The sequence below is a fragment of the Kitasatospora sp. NPDC059571 genome (assembly GCF_042735675.1).
Taxonomy (GTDB): Bacteria; Actinomycetota; Actinomycetes; order Streptomycetales; family Streptomycetaceae; genus Kitasatospora.
Genome location: NZ_JBHWBW010000017.1, coordinates 13,634 through 36,369 on the forward strand (window position 1 = coordinate 13,634; position 22,736 = coordinate 36,369).

Sequence of the window (22,736 nt, forward strand, 5' to 3'; positions counted from 1 at the left end):
GTGTGGCGGGGGGGGGGGGGGGGGCGGGGGCGCGCCGGGGGGGGGGGGGCGCGGGTGTCTGCGTGCGCGGGGCCCGCGCCCCCCGGCGCCGCCCCCCCGGCAGCCAGTCCGGTGCGGGCTGCTCGACGGTCAGCCGGTCGACCTCCAGGGTGGCCGGACGGCCGTCCCGCGGCGGCGCGTGGAAGTTCCCGTCGTCCACCGAGAGGTTGATGATCGGGTAGGCGGCGAAGTCCTCGCCCACCCCCAGGCCGTCCGCGTACGCGCAGAACAGATGGTCCAGGTCGGTGCCCAGGTACCAGGCGACGCTGTCGGCGCCGAACCGGGCGCCCACCCAGAGCCAGCGGCCCGCGCCGATCTCCGGGCCGGAGTAGAGCGCGCCCGACCCCGGCGGCAGGACGTGGTTGGCGAACTCGATGGTGCCCGGCACGTCGGCGTGCCATTCGAAGACGTCCATCTCGTTGTGCCCGTCCCGCCAGGTCCACAGCCCGGGCCAGGTGCCCGTCCCCTCGGCGGGCAGCCGGACGTGCGCGAGCAGCAGCCCGCCGGTGCGGATCTGTATGCCGCTGCCGCCCGAGTCGCAGGAGTCCCCGGTGGTCAGCAGCCCGGTGTTCCACTGCCCGTCCGCCCGCGGCGAGGCGGTCATGGTCAGGTGCCCGCGGGCGGTACTGAGGGCCGCGGTGGTGAGCCGGTCGAGCTTCCAGTGGTCGGGGTTGGCGGAGCACTGCGCGTACGCGGCGCTCTGCCAGCCCCAGGCGCGGCCCGGTCCGACGTCCAGCCGGCGGAAGGTCTCGTCCAGGACGGTGGCCGAGCGGTGGTCGGCCGCGGCCGCGGGCGCCGCCGCCAGGGGGCACAGCAGCGCGGCGGCGGCGAGCAGGCGAACGAACATCGGGTCTCTCCGATCACGGGGGCTCCCCCCGTGCTCCCACCATGGGGCCGCGGCCCTCCTTCTTCACCCGGGTGAGGGCCGTGCGGGCCATCGCCCGGCCGGGCCCGTAGGCTCGTAACGTCTGCACGTTCGGGTGCACGCAACGCCGTAGCGGAGGGGCGATGTCGGTGGAGGAGCGGGCCGGCGGCCGGACCAGCCGTCTGGAGATCCGACTGGTGCGGCGCGGGTTCTCGGACCCGGACGCGGCGGTCAAGCGGCTCGCCGAACCGGCCCTCACCGGGCTGGCCGGCGACCCGGTGCTGCTCGACGCGCTCGGCGCCACCGCCGACCCCGACCTCGCCCTGCTCGGCCTGACCCGGCTGCTGGAGGCGCTGGACGAGCCCGAGCGGCACACCCTGCGCGACACCGTCACCACCTCCAAGCCGCTGCGCGACCGGCTGCTCGGAGTGCTCGGCGCCTCCGCCGCGCTCGGTGACCACCTCGCCCGCCACCCCGCGGACTGGCACGCACTGGTCACCTTCGACGTCCGCGACATGCACCCCGGCGCGATCGACTTCCAGCGCGCCCTCGCCGAGCGGCTCCGGGGCGTCGAACCGGCCGGCCGCGCGGACGCCCTGCGGGCCGCCTACCGCCGCTGCCTGCTCGCCATCGCCGCCCGCGACCTCACCGGCACCACGGACCTGGCGCAGACCGCCGCCGAACTCGCCGACCTGGCCGGCGCCACCCTGCAGACCGCCCTCGACATCGCGGCCGACGAGGACCCGGACACCGCCGCGGCCTGCCGGCTCGCCGTGATCGGCATGGGCAAGTGCGGCGGCCGCGAGCTCAACTACGTCTCCGACGTCGACGTGATCTTCGTCGCCGAGCCGGCCGAGGGCGTCGAGGAGCACCGCGCCGTCCAGGCCGCCACCCGGCTCGCCGCCCGGATGATGCGGCTGTGCTCCGACACCACCGGCGAGGGCGTCATCTGGCCGGTCGACGCCAACCTGCGCCCCGAGGGCCGCAACGGGCCACTGGTGCGCACCCTCGCCAGCCACCTCGCCTACTACCAGCGCTGGGCCAAGACCTGGGAGTTCCAGGCGCTTCTCAAGGCCCGCCCGGTGGCCGGCGACGGCGAGCTCGGCGTCCAGTACCTCGCCGCGATCTCCCCGCTGGTCTGGCAGGCCGCGGCCCGCGACAACTTCGTCACCGACGTGCAGCAGATGCGCCGCCGCGTGGTCGACGCGATCCCCGCGACCGAGCTCGACCGGCAGCTCAAACTCGGCCCCGGCGGCCTGCGCGACGTCGAGTTCGCCGTCCAGCTGCTCCAGCTGGTGCACGGCCGCACCGACCCCGCCCTGCGCAGCGGCAACACCCTGCAGGCCCTGGCCGCGCTCAGCGACGGCGGCTACGTCGGCCGGGCCGACGCCGCCTCGCTCGACACCGCCTACCGCTTCCTGCGCTCGCTGGAGCACCGCATCCAGCTGCACCGGCTGCGCCGCACCCACCTGGTGCCGACCGGCCAGGCCGACCTGCGCCGGCTCGCCCGCTCGCTCTCCGTGCGGATCAACGACGACACCCGGGCGGACCCGGTCGCCGCCCTGGAACGCGAGTGGAAGCGGCACGCGGTGGAGGTCCGCCGCCTGCACGAGCGGCTGTTCTACCGCCCGCTGCTGGACGCCGTCGCCGAACTGCCGGCCGGCGCGGCCGGCCTCGGCGCCCCCGGCCTGACCCCCGCGGGCGCCAGGGCCCGGCTGGAGGCGCTCGGCTACGCCGACCCGGCCGCCGCCCTGCGCCACCTGTCCGCGCTCGCCTCCGGCGTCAGCCGCAAGGCCGCCATCCAGCGCACCCTGCTGCCGGTGCTGCTCGGCTGGTTCGCCGACTCCGCGGACCCGGACGCCGGACTGCTCAACTTCCGGCAGGTCTCCGACGCCCTCGGCCGCACCCCCTGGTACCTGCGGCTGCTGCGCGACGAGGGCGCCGCAGCCGAACAGCTCGCCCGGGTCCTGTCGGCCGGCCGACTCGCCCCCGACCTGCTGCTGCGCGCCCCCGAGGCGGTCGCCATGCTCGGCGACCCGCAGGGCCTCGACCCGCGCGGGCGGGCCGCCCTGGAACAGGAGATCCTGGCCGCCGTCGGCCGCGCCCGGGACGCCCACGCCGGTGTCGCCGCGGCCCGCTCCGTCCGCCGCCGGGAGCTCTTCCGGACCGCCGCCGCCGACGTGCTCGGCCGGTTCGGCACCGACCCGGGCGAGGCGATCGACACCGCGGGCGAGGCGCTCACGGCGCTCAACGCCGCCACCCTCCAGGGCGCCCTGCGCGCCTGCATCCTGGGCTGGGAGGCCCGCAACGGCGAACTGCCCACCCGGATCGCGATCATCGCCATGGGCCGGTTCGGCGGCCACGAGCTCGGCTACGGCTCCGACGCCGACGTCCTGCTCGTCCACGAACCCCTGCTGGAAGCACTGGACGAGGACGCCGCCCGGGCGGCCCACGCGGTCTGCCACGAGCTGCGCACCCTGCTCGCCGCGCCCTCCACCGAGCCGCCGCTGCTGGTCGACGCGGATCTGCGCCCCGAGGGCCGCAACGGCCCGCTGGTGCGCACCCTCGGCTCGTACGCGGCCTACTACCGACGCTGGTCGCACGTCTGGGAGAGCCAGGCGCTGCTGCGGGCCGAGCCGGTGGCCGGCGACGCCGGGCTGGGGGAGCGGTTCCGGGCACTGATCGACCCGCTGCGCTACCCGGGCTCCGGGGTGCCCGAGCGCGACCTGACGGAGATCCGGCGGATCAAGGCGCGGATCGAGTCGGAACGGCTGCCGCGCGGGGCCGACCCGACCACCCACACCAAGATCGGCCGGGGCGGCCTGGCGGACGTCGAGTGGGTCGTCCAGCTGCTCCAGCTCCAGCACGGCCACGAGCTGCCGGGGCTGCGCACCACCCGGACGAGGGCGGCGCTGGCCGAGGCCGCCCGCGCCGGGCTGATCTCCGAGCCGGACGCCGCGGTGCTGGACGCCGCCTGGGTGCTCGCCTCGCGGGTGCGCAGCGCGGTGATGCTGGTGCGCGGCCGGCCGGGCGACAGCTTCCCGGCGGACGCCCGGGAGCTGGCCGGGGTGGCGCGCTACCTGGGCTACGGTGCCGGGCACAGCGGGGAGCTGGTGGACGACTACCGGCGGACCACCCGGCGGGCCCGGGCGGTGGTGGAGCGGCTGTTCTACGGCCCGTGAGCCGTGGCCCGCGCCGGGCTACCGGCGGCCGGCGCCCACCGGGGTGGTCCACTGCACCGGCACGGTGACCGGGGCCGCCACGGGCCCGCCCGGCACCCTGGGCAGCTGGTAGACCCAGACGTGGTAGAGCAACCGGGCGGCCGCGAAGCCGACGGCGAGGCAGACCATGCCGCCCACCGCGTCCATCCAGAAGTGGTTCGCGGTGGAGATGATCACGGTGAGGGTGGCCACCGGATAGAGCAGGCCGAGCACCCGCACCCATGTCCGGCGGGCCAGGAAGAAGATCGTCAGGCCGCACCAGAGCGACCAGCCGATGTGCATCGACGGCATCGCCGCGTACTGGTTGGAGACGTGCGCGGCCGGGCCGGAGGCCATCGAGCCCCAGGTGCCGTGCACGGCGACCGTGTCGACGAAGCCCTTGCCCATCAGCCGGGGCGGTGCCAGCGGGAAGCAGTAGAAGCCGACCAGGGCGATCGCCGTGGTGACGAACAGGACGGTGCGGGCGGCCGCGTAGCGGCCCGGATGGCGGCGGTAGAGCCAGACCAGGACGCCGATCGTCACGATGAAGTGCAGCGTCGCGTAGTAGTAGTTCATACCGACGATCAACCACTCGGCCCGGTCGACGGTGTGGTTGACCGCCCGCTCTATGCCCACGCCCAGGGCACGCTCGAAGCTCCACACCCAGTCGGCGTGGCGCAGCGCCACCGAGGCCTGCTCGGGCACCGCGTTGCGGATGATCGAGTAGATCCAGTAGCTGATGCCGATCAGGGCGAGCTCGAAGAACAGCTTGGGGCGGGCCGGGCGGCGGCGCTGGGAGCGGATCCTGCTGCGCAGGGCCGCCGTACGCGTCCGGGCGACGCTGGTGGCCCCGTCCGGCATCGGCCCGTCGTGGGCGGGATCGGCCGGTACGGAACCTGTACGCGTCGCTTCGGCGGCGCGCTCGGCGCCGACTGCCTGCATCTCGGTCGGTTCCCCCATGGACGAGAAGTCTGCCAGACGTCCCGTGACCGCCCGATCATCCTGTGGTCGGGGATTCTTCACCGGCTGTCCCCCTGAGGGTGGAGGGGGAGTGAGCCTGGGGGGACACATGTTCTCCATTGTTGCGTGTGCGCATCACGGGGGTCGACCCGGGGTGGCGGCCCGGTATCGGGAAGGCGGCCGCGGTAGGAGGCCGGAGCGGGAGGCCGGAGCGTCGCCGGCGGGAAGTCGGCAGCCCCCGGCCCACCCGTCCCCTCGCGAGCCGAAGGGCGCGCCGCCGCCGAGAGCGACGAGCGCGAGAGCGACGAAGGAGCGACGGGGCGTGGGGGCACCTCCCGGCCGTCGGGCCGGGGGAGAACGTCGGCGGCGGATCAGGAGCGCCCGGAGGCGAACGAGGAGTTGCAGAGAAGGCGGCCCGCCGGGCTGTCAGGTCGGATCTTCTCCGGTCCCGACGGGCGACCATCCCCTGCGCGCGCTGCCCGCCCGCCGGCGGGCCCGTGCGCGTGCCCCGAGTCCGGCGGACGCCGGGCACGTTCATGACTCTGCTGCCTTCGCAACAGTTCGGTCAAGACATTTGTTGCAACAATTTCAGCATCTTGCTGAAACATCTTTCAGCGCGCTAGCGTCCGGGCCACCTCAATGACGACGAGCCGCCCCAAGGGAGCCCGCTGTGGCAGACGTCCAGCCCCGTCGACGGAGCACCACCCCCTACCGCAGACCCCGTAGAGCAGCCGTCATGCTCGCGGCCTCGCTGATCTCCGCGACACTGGGCTCGGCGCCGCTCGCCGCAGCCGCCGCGCAGCCGCCCTCCCCGCCCTCGGACGCCGCGCTCGCCGCCACCGCCGGCCGCCACGACCTCACCAAGGAGCAGTTCTACTTCGTCCTTCCCGACCGGTTCGCCAACGGAAACACCGGCAACGACACCGGCGGCATCACGGGCGGCCGGCTCGACAACGGGTTCGACCCGAGCGACAAGGGCTTCTACCACGGTGGCGACCTGCAGGGCCTGATCGACAAGCTGGACTACATCCAGGACCTCGGCACCACCGCGATCTGGATGGCGCCGATCTTCAAGAACAAGCCCGTCCAGGGCACCGGCGCGGACGCCTCCGCCGGCTACCACGGCTACTGGATCACCGACTTCACCCAGGTCGACCCGCACTTCGGCACCAACGCCCAGCTCAAGGAGCTGATCCGCAAGGCGCACGCCAAGGGCATCAAGGTCTTCTTCGACGTCATCACCAACCACACCGCCGACGTCATCGACTACGCCCAGCAGAGCTACGACTACCGCTCCGAGGGCGCCTACCCGACCCTGGACGCCGACGGCCGCCCGGTCGACGAGACCGCCGTCGCGGACGCCCGCGCCGCCTGGCCGCAGATCACCAAGGACTCCTTCCCCTACAGCCCGGTGCTGCGCACCCCCGCCGACGCGAACGCCAAGACCCCCTCCTGGCTGAACGACCCGTCGCTCTACCACAACCGCGGCAACTCGACCTTCGTCGGCGAGTCCGCCACCGAGGGCGACTTCTCCGGCCTGGACGACCTGGACACCCAGAACCCCAAGGTCGTCGAGGGCTTCAAGAAGGTCTACGAGCAGTGGGTCCGCGAGACCGGCGTCGACGGCTTCCGGATCGACACCGTCAAGCACGTCAACATGGCCTTCTGGCAGCAGTGGGCCCCCGCGCTCAAGCAGTACGCGGCGCAGCAGGGCAACAAGAACTTCTTCATGTTCGGCGAGGTCTACTCCGCCGACACCGCGGTCACCTCGCCGTACGTCACCAAGGGCAAGCTCCAGGCGACGCTCGACTTCGCCTTCCAGGACGCGGCCCGCCGCTTCGTCTCGCAGGGCGGCTCCGCGAAGTCGCTCTCCGACGTGTACGGCCAGGACTACCGCTACACCAGCGCCGACACCGACGCCTACGAGCTGCCGACCTTCCTCGGCAACCACGACATGGGCCGCTTCGGCAGCTTCCTGCAGAGCGACAACCCGGGTGCGGGCCAGGACGTGCTGCTCGCCAAGGACCGGCTCGCCAACGAGCTGCAGTTCCTCACCCGCGGCCAGCCGGTCGTCTACTACGGCGACGAGCAGGGTTTCACCGGCGCAGGCGGCGACAAGGACGCCCGCCAGGACATGTTCGCGTCGAAGACCGCCTCGTACAACGCCGACAACGTGATCGGCGGCAGCAAGGGCTCCGCCGACCGGTACGGCGAGAGCGGGTCGCTCTACCGGGGGATCTCCGGCCTGGCCCAGCTGCGCAAGGACAACCCGGCGCTGGCGGACGGCGCCCAGATCGAGCGCTACGCCGCCGACGGGCCCGGCGTGTACGCGTTCTCCCGGATCGGCGCCGAGCAGCAGGTCGAGTACGTCGTCGCGGTGAACAACTCCGCCGAGGCCAAGACGGTCGCGCTGGACACCTTCTCCGCCGGCATGGGCTTCAAGCAGCTGTACCCGTCGGCCGGCGCCAAGGCCGTCACCGGCGCGGACAAGAAGCTCACCGTCACCGTGCCGCCGATGTCCTCCGTGGTCTACAAGGCCGCCGGCAGGCTGGCCAAGCCCGTCGCGGCCCCGCAGATCACCCTGCAGGCGCCGGCCGACGGCTCCACCGGCACCGTCACCGTCGGCGCGGGCGTGCCCGGCGGCGGCTTCAACCGGGTCAGCTTCGCCGCGCAGGTCGGCAACGGCCCGTGGCAGGTGCTCGGCACCGCCGACAACGGCTCGTACAAGGTCACCCAGGACCTGGGCTCCGTCGCGCCCGGCACCGTCGTGCGCTACAAGGCGGTCGTCCAGGACGCGGCCGGCCGGCTCGCCTCGACCACCGGCTCCTTCACCACCGGTGCCCCCGTGCCGCAGCAGGCGCCCAGCGCCACCACCCGCCCGTACGCGATCGTGCACTACCAGCGCAAGGACGGGAACTACGACGGCTGGAACCTCTACACCTGGGGCGACATCGCCGACGGCGAGTCCACCACCTGGCCGGCCGGGCACGGCTTCGTCGGCCGCGACGCGTTCGGCGCGTTCGCCTACGTGAAGCTGAAGCCGGGCGCGTCCGACGTCGGCTTCGTGGTGGAGAACAACGGCACCAAGGACGTCGAGTCCGACCGCCACATCGACGTCTCCGCCTCCGGCGCGGTGTGGATCAAGGAGGGTGACGCCACCGTCCGCACCACCGACCCGGACCCGGCGGTCCCGGTGAAGGACGGCGTCGCGGTCATCCACTACCACCGCGCCGACGGCAACTACGACGGCTGGGGCCTGCACGACTGGACGGGCGCCGCCACCCCCACCGACTGGGGCAGCCCGCTGATGCCCGTCCGCAAGGACGCGTACGGCGCGGTCTTCGAGGTGCCGCTCGCCGCGGGCGCGACCAGCCTCAGCTACATCATCCACAACGGCAACGACAAGGACCTCCCGCAGGACCAGTCGCTGAACTTCGCCACCAGCGGCCGGGAGATCTGGGTCCTCGGCGGTCAGGAGGGCTACCTGCTGCCGCAGGCCTCCGGCGCCTCCTCCCAGGTCGACCTCACCTCCGCCCGCGCCCAGTGGATCGACGCGAAGACGGTCGTCGTGCCGGCCACCTACGGCGCCGCCGACGCCGCGCTGAACGGCGGCACCAGCGCCTCGCTGATCTACGACCCGGCCGGCGGCATCACCGCCGACAAGGGCGTGCTGAACAAGCCCGGCCAGTGGATCCGGCTCAACCCCGGCACCCTGACCGACGCGCAGAAGGCGAAGTTCCCGAACCTCGCCGGCTACCGCGCCTTCACCGTCGACGGCCGCGACGCGGGCCGGATCACCCAGGCCCTGCGCAGCCAGGTGATCTTCACCGAGCACCTGCCCAGCGGCGCCGCGCTCGCCGCGACCGGCGTGCAGATCCCCGGCGTGCTCGACGACCTGTACGCGGCGAAGGCCGCGGGGGCCCAGCTCGGCCCCGTCTACAGCGGCCGCAAGGACGACGGCTGGTTCGGCGACGACCACCGCAGGGTCACCCTGTCGCTGTGGGCACCGACCGCCACCGAGGTCTCCGTTCAGCTCTTCGACAAGGCGACCGGCGGCACCCCGAGGACCGTGCCGCTCAAGCGCGACGACGCCACCGGCATCTGGTCGCTCACCCGCAGCCACGACGACCTGGACGGGAAGTACTACCTCTACCAGGTGAAGGTCTGGGCGCCGAGCGTCCAGCAGAGCGTCGTCAACACGGTCACCGACCCGTACTCGGTCGCGCTCTCCACCGACTCGAAGCGGAGCCTGGTCGCGGACCTGTCCGCCAAGGAGACCAAGCCCAAGGGCTGGGACCGGCACAGCAACCCGGCCGCCATCCCGGCCGCCAAGCAGCAGATCCAGGAGCTGCACGTCCGCGACTTCTCCAGCGCCGACACCACCGTGCCGGCCGACGAGCGCGGCACCTACCTGGCCTTCACGCAGTCGAAGTCGGCCGGCATGCAGCACCTGCGCGACCTCGCCAAGGCCGGCGTCACCACCATCCACCTGCTGCCGACCTTCGACATCGCCACCATCCGGGAGAACCGCGCCGACCAGAAGCTGCCCGCCTGCGACCTCGCCTCGCTCGCCGCCGACAGCGACCAGCAGCAGGCGTGCGTGGCCGCCGTCCAGGCCGACGACGCCTTCAACTGGGGCTACGACCCGCTGCACTACACGGTGCCGGAGGGCTCGTACGCCACCGACCCGAACGGCACCGCCCGCACCGTGCAGTTCCGCGAGATGGTCCAGGCGATGCACGACGCCGGCCTGCGGGTCGTCCTCGACGTGGTCTACAACCACACCGCGGCCGCCGGGCAGGACGACAAGTCGGTGCTCGACAAGGTCGTCCCCGGCTACTACCAGCGGCTCTCCGACACCGGCAAGGTCACCACGGACAGCTGCTGCGCGGACACCGCGCCCGAGCACGCCATGATGAACAAGCTGGTCGTGGACTCGGTCGTCACCTGGGCCCGGCAGTACCGCGTCGACGGCTTCCGCTTCGACCTGATGGGCATCGACCCCAAGTCGACCATGCTGGACGTGCAGTCCGCGCTGCGCGGCCTGACGAAGCAGCGCGACGGCGTCGACGGGAAGAACATCTTCCTGTACGGCGAGGGCTGGAACTTCGGCGTCGTCGCCAACGACGCCCGGTTCGTCCAGGCCACCCAGACCAACATGGCCGGCACCGGGATCGCCACCTTCAACGACCGGATCCGCGACGCCGCCCGCGGCGGCAACTTCATGCTCTCCTCGGCGCCCCAGCAGGGCTTCGCCTCCGGCCTGTTCACCGACCCGAACGGCTCGGCGGACAACGGCACCCAGGCCGAGCAGAAGGCCCGGCTGCTGCACCAGATGGACCAGGTCAAGGTCGGCCTGACCGGCAACCTGGCCGGCTACGCCTTCACCGACAGCAGCGGAAAGGCCGTCACCGGCAAGGGGGTCGACTACAACGGCTCGCCCACCGGCTACGCCGCCCAGCCCGGCGAGGCGGTCGAGTACGTGGACGCCCACGACAACGCCGACCTGTTCGACGCGCTCGCCTACAAGCTGCCGTCCGGCACCGCGCCCGCCGACCGGGCCCGGATGCAGGCCCTCGGGCTGTCGCTCACCGCGTTCAGCCAGGGCCCGGGCTTCGCCGTGGCCGGCAGTGACCTGCTGCGCTCCAAGTCGCTGGACGCCAACTCCTTCGACTCCGGCGACTGGTTCAACTCCATCCACTGGGACTGCACCCAGGGCAACGGCTGGGGCCGCGGCCTGCCGATGGCGGCCGACAACCAGTCGATGTGGCCGGCCGCCAAGGCTCTGCTGGACAACCCGAAGCTGACCGTCGGCTGCAACGACGAGCACGCCACCACCTCGATGTACCAGCAGTTCCTGCGGATCCGGCAGTCCTCGCCGCTGTTCGCCCTGGCGAGCACCGCGGAGGTGCAGAAGCGGCTGTCCTTCCCGCTCTCCGGGACGGCCGCCGAGACCCCCGGCGTGATCGTGCTGCACCTGGACGGCACCGGCCTCCCGGGCGCCGAGAAGGGCCTCACCGTGGTGTTCAACGCCACGCCCACCGAGCAGCGGCAGGCGGTCGACGCACTCGCCGGCACCCGCCAGGCGCTGCACCCGGTGCAGGCCGCCGGTGCCGACCCGGTGGTCAAGCAGTCCGCCTTCGACGCGGCCTCCGGCACCTTCACCGTGCCGGCCCGCACCGTGGCGGTGTTCGTCCAGAACTGACGAATCGTCCGTAGGAAGAAGGGGCTCCGCGTCCGCGCGGGGCCCCTTCGGCGTTGGCCGAAAACCGATGGCATCCGGCCGGAAGGTGCGGCATCCGCACCCGTGGGGGAGCCGTTCGTGCACCGAGCCGCCCGGGTCCGCGGCCGGTAGGGGCGGGGTGGGTGCCGGGGCGGGAGCGGCCGGGGGGCGGCGGGGGTGCGCCGTGGCGATCAAGGCGACTTACCGTCAGCTTTGCGCGGGCATTGGCGTTTGTTGGCCATCTGGTGGCATGCATCTGTCATTCACCCGCCGTTTGCGCCACGATTCCCTCCGGCTGCAGGCGGGATGGTCCCCCACCCCCGGTGCGGCTGATCCAGCAAGGCTCAGCGCCACCGGCCGACCCCTGCCGTGCATCTGATTCCATCGCACCTGATTCCACCGCACCTGATTGCACCGCACCCGCGCCGCGCACCGGCGGCCGGGCCCCCGCTGCGCCGCAACCCCGCGGCCCAGGTTCTCTCCACCGTCCGTGACCCCGCGGCCGGTCGGAAAAGGAGTCCGCATGTCCCGCACCCCTGCCCGGGTGAGCATGGCCGCGCTGGCGGCCACCACCGCGCTGCTGGTCACCGGTTTCCCCGTGGTGGCGCAGGCCGCCCCCAGCGCCCCCTCCGCGGGCGCCCAGGCCGTCTCCAGCCGCGCCCAGCTGATCTCCGACGCCGGCCAGAAGAGCGCCGCCCTGGCGCAGTCGCTCGGCCTCGGCAGCCAGGAGCAGCTCGTCGTCAAGGACGTCGTCCAGGACGCCAACGGCGCCAAGCACTACCGCTACGAGCGCACCTACGGCGGCCTGCCGGTGCTCGGCGGCGACCTCGTGGTGCACCAGAGCGCCGCCGGCGTCACCAAGGGCGTGGACCGGGCCAGCACCGCCTCGCTGAACGGCCTGAGCACCACCCCGGCGCTCGCCGCACCCAAGGCCCAGGCCGCCGCCCTCGCCGCGCAGTCCGGCGCCGCGCTGGAGACCGCCCCGCGCCTGGTCGTCTGGGCCGCCGACAACCACCCGCGCCTGGCCTGGGAGACCGTCGTCTCCGGCATGGAGTCGGACGGCACCCCGAGCAAGATGCACGTGGTGACCGACGCCAAGACCGGCGCCGTCATCCAGAAGTTCGAGGGCGTCGAGACCGGCACCGGCAAGGGCGTCTTCGTCGGCAACGTCACCATCGGCACCTCGCTGTCGGGTTCGACGTACCAGATGAAGGACACCACCCGCGGCGGGATGTACACCACCAACCTGAACAACGGGACGTCCGGCAACGGCACCCTGTTCACCAAGTCCACCGACAGCTGGGGCGACGGCACGGTCTCCAACAAGGAGTCCGCCGCGGTCGACGCCCACTACGGCGTCGCGGCCACCTGGGACTTCTACAAGAACACCTTCGGCCGCAACGGCATCCGCAACGACGGTGTCGGCGCCTACAGCCGCGTCCACTACGGCAGCAACTACGTGAACGCGTTCTGGGACGACACCTGCTTCTGCATGACCTACGGCGACGGCTCCGGGAACACCCACCCGCTGACCGAACTCGACGTCGCGGGACACGAGATGAGCCACGGTGTCACCTCCAACACCGCCGGCCTGAACTACTCGGGCGAGTCCGGCGGCCTCAACGAGGCCACCAGCGACATCATGGGCACGATGGTGGAGTTCTACGCCAACATCCCGTCCGACAACCCGGACTACCTGATCGGCGAGCTGATCAACATCAACGGGGACGGCACGCCGCTCCGTTACATGGACAAGCCCTCCAAGGACGGCAGCTCCGCCGACTCCTGGTACTCGGGTGTCGGCAACCTGGACGTGCACTACTCGTCCGGCGTCGCCAACCACTTCTTCTACCTGCTGTCCGAGGGCAGCGGAGCCAAGGTCATCAACGGCGTCAGCTACAACTCGCCCACCGCCAACAGCATCACGGTCAGCGGCATCGGCCGCGACAAGGCCGCGCAGATCTGGTACCGGGCGCTCAGCGTCTACATGACCTCCACCACCAACTACGCCTCGGCGCGCACCGCCACCCTCAGCGCGGCGACCGACCTGTACGGCGCGAGCAGCGCCGAGTACAACGCGGTCGCCACCGCCTGGGCCGCGGTCAACGTCGGCTCGCTGCCGGCCGGCGGCGTCACCGTCACCAACCCGGGCAACCAGACGACCGCGCTGAACGGGACGGCGAACCTGCAGATCGCGGCGACCGGTGGCACCGCTCCGCTGACGTTCTCGGCGACGGGTCTGCCGACCGGTCTGTCGATCTCCTCCAGCGGCAAGATCACCGGTGCCGCGACGGCGGCCGGCACGTACAACGTGACGGTCACCGCGAAGGACGCCGCGAACAAGACCGGGTCGACCAGCTTCACCTGGACGGTCAGCTCCGCGGCGGCGGCACCTGCACCCCGGCCCAGCTGCTCGGCAACGCCGGCTTCGAGACCGGCAGCGCCGCCCCCTGGACCACCACCAGCGGCGTCGTCGACAACAGCTCCTCCGAGGCCGCGCACTCCGGCTCCTGGAAGGCCTGGCTGAACGGCTACGGCTCCACCCACACCGACTCCGTCTCGCAGACCGTCACCATCCCGGCCGGCTGCAAGGCCACCCTCAGCTACTGGCTGCACATCGACACCGCCGAGACCGGCTCGACCGCGTACGACAAGCTCACCGTGACCGCCAACGGCACCACGGTCGCCTCGTACTCCAACGTCAACGCCGCCACCGGCTACGCCCAGAAGACGATCGACCTGTCCGCCTACGCGGGCCAGTCGGTCACCCTGAAGTTCAACGGCGTCGAGGACTCCTCGCTCCAGACGAGCTTCGTCATCGACGACACCTCGATCCAGACCAGCTGAACCCGCGGCACCCGACGCGGTGAAGCGGTAGAGCGGTAGCGCACCGACGGAGGGGCCCGGCATCGCCGGGCCCCTCCGCCGTACCCGCGTCCCGTGCCCGCGGGGTGCCCGTGTCAGGGCAGGGGAGGCCCTGTGAGATCTCAGTAACTGAGACGAAACACGAAACACCGGTGAAACACGCCTGTCCGCAAGCCGAAACGCCACCGGGCAAAACTTCCCCGACCGACGCGCCACCCCACCCTGCGGCGCGCCGCACGGGAAGGTTCCGCATGCTCCTCGCTGACTCCACGGCCGGGCTCGACACCGGCGACACCGCCTGGCTGCTGGCCAGTACCGCGCTGGTCCTGCTGATGACTCCCGGCCTGGCGCTGTTCTACGGCGGCATGGTCCGCACCAAGAGCGTGCTCAACATGATCATGATGAGCTTCGTGTCGATCGCGGTGGTCACCGTGGTCTGGCTGGCGGCCGGCTACTCGCTCGCCTTCGGCCGGGACGCGGGCGGCTGGGGCCTGATCGGCGGCCTCGACCACCTCGGGATGGCGGGGATCACCCCGGCCAGCCTGACCGGCCACGTGCCCACCCTGCTCTTCGCGACCTTCCAGCTGACCTTCGCGATCATCACGGCGGCGCTCATCAGCGGCGCGGTCGCCGACCGCACCCGCTTCGGCGCCTGGGTGGCGTTCACCGCCGTCTGGACGCTGCTGGTGTACGTGCCGGTCGCGCACTGGGTGTTCGCGCCCGGCGGCTGGATCGCCCGGATGGGCGCGCTGGACTACGCCGGCGGCACCGTGGTCGAGGTCAACTGCGGCGCCAGCGGCCTCGCCCTGGCCCTGCTGCTCGGCCCGCGGATCGGCTTCCGCAAGGAGGCCATGCGGCCGCACAACCTGCCCCTGGTGCTGCTCGGCGCCGGGCTCCTCTGGTTCGGCTGGTTCGGCTTCAACGCGGGCTCGGCGATGGGCGCCAACGGCACCGCCGCGGCCGTGCTGCTCAACACCCAGGCGGCCGGCTGCACCGGGCTGCTGGGCTGGCTGCTGGTGGAGAAGCGCCGCGACGGCCACGCCACCACGCTCGGCGCGGCCTCCGGCGCGGTCGCCGGACTGGTCGCCATCACCCCGTCCTGCGGCAGCGTGTCGCTGTTCGGCGCGCTGGTGATCGGCCTGGCCGCCGGCGTGGTCTGCTCGTACGCGGTGAGCTGGAAGTTCCGGTTCGGCTTCGACGACTCGCTGGACGTGGTGGGCGTCCACTTCGTGGCCGGCGTGATCGGCACCCTGCTGATCGGCGTCTTCGCCACTGCCGTGATGACCGGCGGCCCCGAGGGGCTGCTGAGCGGCGCCGGCCCCGGGCTCGCCGGCAAGCAGCTCGTCGCCGTCCTCGCCGTCGGCGGGTACGCCTTCGCGGCCACCTACGGCATCGGCTGGGCGGTCGACCGGGTGATGGGCTTCCGGGCCCCGGCCGAGCACGAACTGACCGGACTCGACCTCGCCGTGCACGCCGAGACCGCGTACGATCACGGCGTCCTGGGCCACGGCACGACGGCCCACGCCACCGTGCTCGCGCACCCGTCCGACAAGGCCGCCACCGCATGAAGCTGATCACCGCCGTCGTCAAGCCGTTCAAGCTCGACGAGGTCAAGACCGCGCTGCAGGAGCGCGGGGTGCACGGGCTCACGGTCACCGAGGCGAGCGGCTACGGGCGCCAGCACGGCCACACCGAGGTCTACCGGGGTGCCGAGTACCGGATCGACCTGGTGCCGAAGGTGCGGATCGAGGTCGTCGTCGAGGACGAGGACGCCGACGAGGTGATGGACACCATCGTGGCCGCCGCCCGCACCGGCAAGATCGGCGACGGCAAGGTCTGGTGCGTGCCGGTCGACGGCATCGTCCGGGTGCGCACCGGCGAGCGCGGGCCGGACGCGGTCTGACCCGCTGTCGCCTGATCGCCTGATCGCCTGATCACCTGCTCGCCTCCCGACCTGACCCGACCCGACCCGACCCGACCCGGCTCGGGCCCGGGCCGCGGCTCACTCCTGGATGGCGGAGGCCCGGGTGGCGCCGTCCCTGGCGGTGTCGACCGGGATCCGCAGGCTCCACAGCGGGGACTTGGCGACACCGCCCCAGAACGCCGGCGTCTGCGGCGGCTCCGTTCGGGTGGGGGTGATGGGATTCTCGCTGGTGGCGGGGTTGAGATGCCCGCTGTAGAGGGCCAGCTCGATCGCCGAGCCGTCGGCCCGCCTGACCTGGACCCGGTAGCTCAGGGGGAGCGTGCTGCCGGGGACCGAGTCCTGGTACTGGGGCTTTCCGATGGGCACGTTGATGCAGTCGCGTGCCTGCGGGCTGTCGCCCTGCGGGCAGACGTCCTTCGCCCAGTCCTTCCTGAGTTCCACGGTGACGGTGCTGGGCAGGTGGTCGCCGAAGTCCACGTCGACCCGCATCAGGGCGGACCGGTCGGGGAGGCCGGTGCCGCTGAACGAGGTGAACCGGGTCGAGTCGGGCAGCAGCTCGGCGAGGATGCCGAGCAGCCCGGCCCCGGTGGTGGCGACCTCGCCGTTCACCGGGGGGTCGGTCGGGCCGAGGGCGGATGGGGCCGGGCCACTGGGGGCGTTCGTCGCGGGTGCCTGGGTGTGCGGGGTCCGGCCGGGGCCGAACGCGGCCACCCCGCCGGTGAGCAGGGCCACGGCGGCGACCGCCCCGACGGCCCGGGTGATCCGCCGGCGGCGGCGCAGCCTGCGGCCGCGGGCCGCGGCCTCGGCGACGATGGTCTGTACGGGAACGTGGATCTGGTCGGCGCCCGCGCCGAGCAGCCTGCTGAGGTCGTCTTCGATGTCCATGGTGCGCGCTCCGGGAGCTGTGAAGGGGCGGGGAGGAGTCAGAGCCGGAAGAGGAGTTCGCGGTCCTCGCCGAGGATCTCCCGCAGCCGGGCCAGCGAACGGGTGTTGAGGCTCTTCACCGCGCCGGCGGAGATGCCCATCATGTCGGCGACCGCCTCGATGCTGTGGTCCTCCAGGTACCGCAGGACGACCACTGCCCGGTTCCGGGGCGGGAGTTGGCCGAGCGCCGCGGTGAGGGTCAGCTTCAGGTCGCTGCCGTGGCCGGCCGGCTGCGGATGGTCCGGCAGGTCGGCGAGCACCACCTCGGTGGAGCGCTTCAGGCGGCGGTGCGAGAGGTAGGTGCGCAGCAGCACGGTGCGGGCGTAGGCGTCCAGGCCGGTCTCGTCCTCGCGACGGCGCAGCCGCGGCCATATCGCGAACATCTTGGCGAGGGTCGTCTGGACCAGGTCCTGGGCCTGGTGCCAGTCCCCGCACATGAGGTAGGCCACATGGAAGAGCCTTCGCGTGCGGGTGCTCGCGAACTCCTCGAAGTCGAGAGCTCGTTGCATTCCGTCGTTCCCCCGTGTGTGCGTTGTCGGTGTGGTTGGCGTCCCCCTCTTAGATGCGCCGTGGCGCCGGTGAGGTATCAGTGGAGTTCGCCGATGTTACTGGCGAGTCCGATTCGTTGCCTTCCGCTCCCTTGACGCTCCGTTCACGGCCGCCGTAAGTTCGGCGCGTTGAAAGTTTCCTGCAAGTTTCAATGGTCTTGCAGAAACCGACACGGCAGGTGCCGCGCCGACGGCGTATCGCCCTCGCGCCCCCACCCCGCACCACCGCCCGCCACCCCTGTACCGCGGGCGGCCCTGGCTCACCCCCACCCAGACCCAGGAGACACCGTGGTCACCACCGTCAGCGCCGGCCGCCGCGGCCGCGCGATCGGCGCACTCACCGCGTCCGCCGCCCTGGCCCTCTCGATCGGTGCCGGGCTCACCGTCGCCCCCACCGCCGAGGCCACCCCACCCAGCAGCAAGGACGTCACCGCCACCCTCTTCGAGTGGAAGTTCGACTCCGTGGCCAAGGCGTGCACCGACACGCTCGGCCCCAAGGGGTACGGCTTCGTCGAGGTCTCGCCGCCCCAGGAGCACATCCAGGGCGCCCAGTGGTGGACCTCCTACCAGCCCGTCAGCTACAAGATCGCCGGCCGCCTCGGCGACCGCACGTCCTTCCAGTCCATGGTGAACACCTGCCACGCGGCCGGCGTCAAGGTGATCGCCGACTCGGTGGTCAACCACATGACGGCGGGCTCCGGCACCGGCACCGGCGGTACCCAGTACACCAAGTACAACTACCCGGGCTACTACCAGGACCAGGACTTCCACGGCTGCCGCCAGGCGATCAGCAACTACGGCGACCGCACCAACGTGCAGACCTGCGAGCTGGTGAACCTCGCCGACCTGGACACCGGTTCCTCGTACGTCCAGCAGACCATCGCCAACTACCTCAGCGACCTGCTGACCCTCGGCGTGGACGGCTTCCGGATCGACGCGGCCAAGCACATCGCCGCCTCCGACCTCGCCGCCATCAAGGCCAGGATGAGCAACCCCAACGCCTACTGGGTGCAGGAGGTCATCTACGGCGCGGGCGAGGCCGTGCAGCCCTCCGAGTACACCGGCAACGGCGACGTCGACGAGTTCCGCTCCGGCACCTGGCTGAAGAGCGCCTTCAACGGAGGGAGGATCTCCGACCTGGCGAGCTGGGGCAGCGGCCTGCTCCCGAGCGCCCAGGCCCGCACCTTCGTCGACAACTGGGACACCGAGCGCAACGGCTCGACCCTCACCTACAAGTACGGCAACAGCTACACGCTGGCCAACGTCTTCATGCTGGCCTACCCGTACGGTTCGCCCAACGTGTACTCCGGCTACGCCTTCACCAACAACGACGACGGCCCGCCGAACGGCGGCACCGTCAACGCCTGCTACCAGGACGGCTGGAACTGCACCCACGCCTGGCGCCAGGTGGCCAACATGGTCGGCTTCCGCAACGCGGTCTCCGGCACCGGCCTGACCAACTGGTGGTCCAACGGCAACAACGCGATCGCGTTCGGCCGCGGCAGCAAGGGCTACGTCGCGATCAACCACGAGAGCGGCCCGATCACCCAGACCTTCCAGACCTCGCTGCCCGCCGGCACCTACTGCGACGTGCAGCACGGCGACCCGACGGCCGGCGGCGGCTGCTCCGGCACCGCGTACACGGTCGGCTCGGACGGGAAGTTCACCGCCACCGTCGCCGCCGGCGACGCCGTCGCCCTCTACGTCGGCGCGGGTGCCACCGCCTCGCCCACCGCGACCGCGAGCCCGACCGGCAGCAACACCGCCACCGTCTTCTACTCCACCGACAAGAACTGGTCGGCGTACTACCTGCACTACGCGCCCACCGGCGGCACCTGGACCACCGCGCCCGGCGTCGCGATGACCGCGGCCTGCACCGGCTGGGTCAAGTACACCGCCGACCTCGGCTCCGCCACCGGCCTCGCCGCCACCTTCAACAACGGCTCCGGCACCTGGGACAACAACAACAGCGCCAACTACGCGCTGGGCACCGGCAATGTCACCGTCAAGGACGGCGTGATCGGCAGCGGCGACCCGTGCGCCACGTCCTCCGCCTCGCCCACCCCGACCGCCACGGCCACCGGCACCACCACCGGCGCCTCCTTCGCGGTCAACGCCACCACGGTGGTCGGCCAGAACATCTACGTGGTCGGCAGCACCTCGGCCCTCGGCAGCTGGGACACCTCGCAGGCCCTGCTGCTCTCCTCGGCGAGCTACCCGGTCTGGAAGCTGAGCGTCGCGATGGCCGGCGGCACCTCGTTCGAGTACAAGTACATCCGCAAGGACGCCGCCGGCACGGTCACCTGGGAGTCCGGTGCCAACCGGACGGCGACCGTCCCGGCGAGCGGCCAGGTCACCCTCGCCGACACCTGGCGCAGCTGAGGGCGGCCGGCCGGGGGGGCGAGGACACGGGCAGCCGGTCCAAACCCCCCGATCGGGTGGTCGGATGGCGCTCTGAAGGTCGGTTTGCCGCTCCGGTGGCACGATCGGTCGGGTGAACAGCGCCCCCACCGTTCTCGATGTCGAGCTCTGCGGCGGCCGTTGGGACGGACACCTCAAGCGTGTCCGGCCCGGCGCGCCGCCGCCGGCGCTCCGGATGATCCTCCGCCCCGACCTGCCCGCCACCGAGGCGGGCGAGTACTGGCCCACGACCAGCGTGTACCGGCTGGACGCGGACGGACCGGTGCCGTACTACCGGCACTCGCACGACGAGTGAACGGCCACCGCCGCCGCATCCCGACGTCCTGGCCGCCCCCGGAGCAGGCCTCGGTGACCGGGCCCGACTGCCCGTCGAACGACTCTGCCTCGATCGCGCCGCAGGCGTTGCGGTCGCCGGGCGGCGGGGTGCTGCCGGTCGCGGTGGGGCTGGGGGTCGGCGTGGGGGCCGGGCCGGGGTGGGCGTCCATCCGCCGCCGGCCGCGTCCCGGACGGCGCGGGTCAGCCCCGGCCGATGTACGGCATCGCCGTCGCCATCACGGTGGCGAACTGCACGTTCGCCTCCAACGGCAGCTGCGCCATGTGCCGGACGGTGCGGGCCACGTCCGCCACGTCCATGGTGGGCTCGGGGGCGATCCGCCCGTCCGCCTGCCGCACACCGGTCTCCATCGCCGCGGTCATGTCGGTGGCCGCGTTGCCGATGTCGATCTGCCCGCAGGCGATCCGGTACGGGCGGCCGTCCAGCGACAGCGACTTGGTGAGCCCGGTGACGGCGTGCTTGGTCGCGGTGTACGCGATCGAGTGCGGGCGCGGTGCATGGGCGGAGATCGAGCCGTTGTTGATGATCCGCCCGCCCTGCGGGTCCTGCGCCTTCATCAGCCGGAACGCGGCCTGCGCGCAGAGGAACGCGCCGGTCAGGTTGAGGTCGACCACGGCCCGCCAGTCCGCCGGCGCGAGGTCCTCCACCGGGGTGGGCGCGCCGAAGGTGCCGGCGTTGTTGAAGAGCAGGTCGAGCCGGCCGAAGCGCTCCGCGGTCTCGGCGAACAGCGCGTCCACCGCGGCCGGGTCGGTCACGTCGGTCGGCACCACCACGGGCGCCGGCGCCCTGCGGCCCGTCGTCCCCTCACCCGTCGTCCCCTCGGCCGCCGAAGCGGCGGCGGCCCGCGCGGTGGCGCGCAGCGGCTCGGCCCGCCGCCCGGCCAGCACCAGCTGCCACCCGGCCGCGCCGAGCTCCACGGCCACGGCCCGGCCGATGCCGCTGCCGGCCCCGGTGACGACGGCGATCTGCTGCGGCATGGCGGTGCTCCCTCGGGGCGGTGCTGGCGTCGGCGGTGGCGGGGTTCGGGCGGTGGCGGGGCGTCCCCCGATGATCGCCGAGGGCGGCGGCCCTGTCACCGGTAGGACCGTCCAACACGCGGGGCGGGCGCGCGGTACTTGCTCGGCGCAAGCTCCCGACCCCGCCGGACGGCGGGGATGTTCCCCCGCCGTTCAGCCGGTTGGCCGGGTAGTCGCAACCGGTTTCCGCAGGTCCGCGTCATAGGATCTCGGACGGCCCCGCCCCGGGGCCGCCCGCCCGGCGCCCGCCGGGCGCCCCGCCGTCGGAGAGTCCCCACCGTGCCCTCGCAGCAGTCCACCCGCACCCGCGCCGTCCGCACCCGTGCCCTCGGGGCCGGCGCCGCAGTGATCGCGCTGGCCGCGGCGCTGACCGGCTGCGGATCCGCCGCGGCCCCCGCCGGCTCGCACGACGCGGCCGCGACCGCCGGCTCCGCCGCCGCGCCCGCGACCCCGAGCCCCACGCCGAAGCCGAGCCGGGTGCTGATGCCCGCCGGGCCCGCCGCGGCCTTCTCGCACGTCCGCGACACCGAGGCAGGCCCGATCACGGTGACCACGCTCAAGGGCGCCAAGTCGGGGGTCAGCGGCAAGGTCTGGGTCTGGCTGCCGCCGCAGTACAACGACCCCAAGTACGCGACCTACGGCTTCCCGGTGCTCACCCTGTACGCGGGCGGCCAGAGCGCCGGCTACAACACCTGGACGGACAACCAGCTGCCGATCCAGAAGATCGACGCGGATCTCGCCAAGCAGGGCCGGGCCCACCCGTTCATCCTCGTCATGCCGGTGCAGAACCTCGACTCCCGGGAGTCGCAGGCCCTGGAGTGCTCCGACATCCCGGGCCAGCCGAAGATCGGCACCTGGATGTCCCAGGACATCCCCGACTTCGTGCGGGCGAACTTCCGCACCCTCAAGGGCCGCGACGGCTGGGGCCTGATGGGCGCCTCCACCGGCGCGTTCTGCAGCGCGAAGCTCGCCCTGCAACACCCCGACGTCTTCAAGGCGGCGGTGCCGATCGACGGCTATTTCAACCCCGACTCGCCGCTGTGGAAGGGCCACGAGCAGGAGCGGCTGGCCAACAGCCCCGGCGAACTGGTCGCCCAGGGCCGGGCGGACGTCCGGATGCTCGCGACCGCCGGCGGCTCCAACGCCTACGAGACCGGGCTGGTCAAGGCGTGGGTGAAGAAGGCCGCGCCGCCGCTGACCGTCGACTACTACGAGCAGCCCGGCGGCAAGCACCTCACCTCCGACTTCAAGAAGATGATCCCGACCACGCTGGAGTGGCTCACCCGCAACCTGGCCGGGCCGTCCGGCGACTGACGGACCGGCACCGCGCGGCCGCCGGCGCTTCTGCGGCGGGGGCCCGCTCCGCCCGACCCGCGGGGGGTTGTGCGCCACCGCCCGGTGTCGGGCGGCCCCGCCG

The 22,736-nt window shown here is 72.5% G+C and carries 12 protein-coding genes and 1 pseudogene; 8 read left to right on the plus strand and 5 right to left on the minus strand.

Translation table 11 applies throughout. The features are described from left to right. A partial coding sequence (locus ACFV0G_RS04170) for a hypothetical protein (protein WP_380541275.1) occupies positions 1-886 on the minus strand: 886 nt, incomplete at its 3' end. 161 nt (positions 887-1,047) lie between these two features. Between ACFV0G_RS04170 and ACFV0G_RS04175 the strand changes: the two genes are divergently transcribed. Then, positions 1,048-4,086, plus strand: a complete 3,039-nt coding sequence (locus tag ACFV0G_RS04175; RefSeq protein WP_380541278.1) for a bifunctional [glutamine synthetase] adenylyltransferase/[glutamine synthetase]-adenylyl-L-tyrosine phosphorylase — start codon at positions 1,048-1,050, stop codon at positions 4,084-4,086. Positions 4,087-4,104: 18 nt separating this feature from the next. Here the strand turns inward: ACFV0G_RS04175 and ACFV0G_RS04180 are convergent, their stop codons facing one another. After that, complete coding sequence (locus tag ACFV0G_RS04180) at positions 4,105-5,064, minus strand: phosphatase PAP2 family protein (RefSeq protein ID WP_380541281.1); 960 nt, start codon at positions 5,062-5,064, stop codon at positions 4,105-4,107. A 736-nt stretch (positions 5,065-5,800) separates the two neighbouring features. Between ACFV0G_RS04180 and pulA the strand changes: the two genes are divergently transcribed. The 4 genes and pseudogenes from pulA (at position 5,801) to ACFV0G_RS04200 (ending at position 16,055) form a co-directional block, all read left to right on the plus strand. Further along, positions 5,801-11,269, plus strand: coding sequence for a pullulanase-type alpha-1,6-glucosidase (pulA, locus tag ACFV0G_RS04185; protein ID WP_380541305.1), 5,469 nt, complete (start codon positions 5,801-5,803; stop codon positions 11,267-11,269). A gap of 541 nt (positions 11,270-11,810) precedes the next feature. Continuing rightward, positions 11,811-14,134, plus strand: a pseudogene (locus ACFV0G_RS04190) (M4 family metallopeptidase). A 269-nt stretch (positions 14,135-14,403) separates the two neighbouring features. Next, a complete protein-coding gene (locus tag ACFV0G_RS04195; RefSeq protein WP_380541284.1) occupies positions 14,404-15,720 on the plus strand; it encodes an ammonium transporter in 1,317 nt (438 codons plus the stop codon). Continuing rightward, entirely contained in the window at positions 15,717-16,055 is a 339-nt protein-coding gene (locus ACFV0G_RS04200; protein WP_380541287.1) for a P-II family nitrogen regulator, read from the plus strand. Before ACFV0G_RS04195 ends, ACFV0G_RS04200 begins: the two co-directional genes overlap by 4 nt. Positions 16,056-16,154: 99 nt before the next feature. On the opposite strand, the gene ACFV0G_RS04205 is transcribed toward ACFV0G_RS04200, so the two are convergent. Then, positions 16,155-16,961, minus strand: coding sequence for a hypothetical protein (locus ACFV0G_RS04205; protein ID WP_380541290.1), 807 nt, complete (start codon positions 16,959-16,961; stop codon positions 16,155-16,157). Between the two features lie 38 nt (positions 16,962-16,999). Next, positions 17,000-17,509 carry a SigE family RNA polymerase sigma factor gene (locus ACFV0G_RS04210; protein WP_380541293.1) on the minus strand — a complete coding sequence of 170 codons (510 nt, stop codon included), beginning with the start codon at positions 17,507-17,509 and terminating at the stop codon, positions 17,000-17,002. A 366-nt stretch (positions 17,510-17,875) separates the two neighbouring features. Between ACFV0G_RS04210 and ACFV0G_RS04215 the strand changes: the two genes are divergently transcribed. Together ACFV0G_RS04215 and ACFV0G_RS04220 are read left to right on the plus strand one after the other, a co-directional pair. Next, positions 17,876-19,930, plus strand: coding sequence for a carbohydrate binding domain-containing protein (locus ACFV0G_RS04215; protein WP_380541308.1), 2,055 nt, complete (start codon positions 17,876-17,878; stop codon positions 19,928-19,930). A gap of 112 nt (positions 19,931-20,042) precedes the next feature. Further along, positions 20,043-20,264 carry a hypothetical protein gene (locus ACFV0G_RS04220; RefSeq protein ID WP_380541296.1) on the plus strand — a complete coding sequence of 74 codons (222 nt, stop codon included), beginning with the start codon at positions 20,043-20,045 and terminating at the stop codon, positions 20,262-20,264. Between the two features lie 221 nt (positions 20,265-20,485). Here ACFV0G_RS04220 and ACFV0G_RS04225 read toward each other — a convergent pair whose 3' ends face one another. Then, entirely contained in the window at positions 20,486-21,280 is a 795-nt protein-coding gene (locus ACFV0G_RS04225; RefSeq protein ID WP_380541299.1) for an SDR family oxidoreductase, read from the minus strand. A gap of 318 nt (positions 21,281-21,598) precedes the next feature. On the opposite strand from ACFV0G_RS04225, the gene ACFV0G_RS04230 reads away from it, so the two are divergent. After that, the gene (locus ACFV0G_RS04230; RefSeq protein WP_380541302.1) at positions 21,599-22,633 is read left to right on the plus strand and encodes an alpha/beta hydrolase; all 1,035 of its coding nucleotides are present in this window, start codon (positions 21,599-21,601) and stop codon (positions 22,631-22,633) included. The last annotated feature ends 103 nt before the right edge of the window (positions 22,634-22,736 follow it).

Coding starts and splice junctions, on each gene's coding strand:
- ACFV0G_RS04175 (WP_380541278.1), top strand. CDS start 1,048: ATGTCGGTGGAGGAGCGGGCCGGCGGCCGGACCAGCCGTCTGGAGATC.
- ACFV0G_RS04180 (WP_380541281.1), bottom strand. CDS start 5,064: ATGGGGGAACCGACCGAGATGCAGGCAGTCGGCGCCGAGCGCGCCGCC.
- pulA (WP_380541305.1), top strand. CDS start 5,801: ATGCTCGCGGCCTCGCTGATCTCCGCGACACTGGGCTCGGCGCCGCTC.
- ACFV0G_RS04195 (WP_380541284.1), top strand. CDS start 14,404: ATGCTCCTCGCTGACTCCACGGCCGGGCTCGACACCGGCGACACCGCC.
- ACFV0G_RS04200 (WP_380541287.1), top strand. CDS start 15,717: ATGAAGCTGATCACCGCCGTCGTCAAGCCGTTCAAGCTCGACGAGGTC.
- ACFV0G_RS04205 (WP_380541290.1), bottom strand. CDS start 16,961: ATGGACATCGAAGACGACCTCAGCAGGCTGCTCGGCGCGGGCGCCGAC.
- ACFV0G_RS04210 (WP_380541293.1), bottom strand. CDS start 17,509: ATGCAACGAGCTCTCGACTTCGAGGAGTTCGCGAGCACCCGCACGCGA.
- ACFV0G_RS04225 (WP_380541299.1), bottom strand. CDS start 21,280: ATGCCGCAGCAGATCGCCGTCGTCACCGGGGCCGGCAGCGGCATCGGC.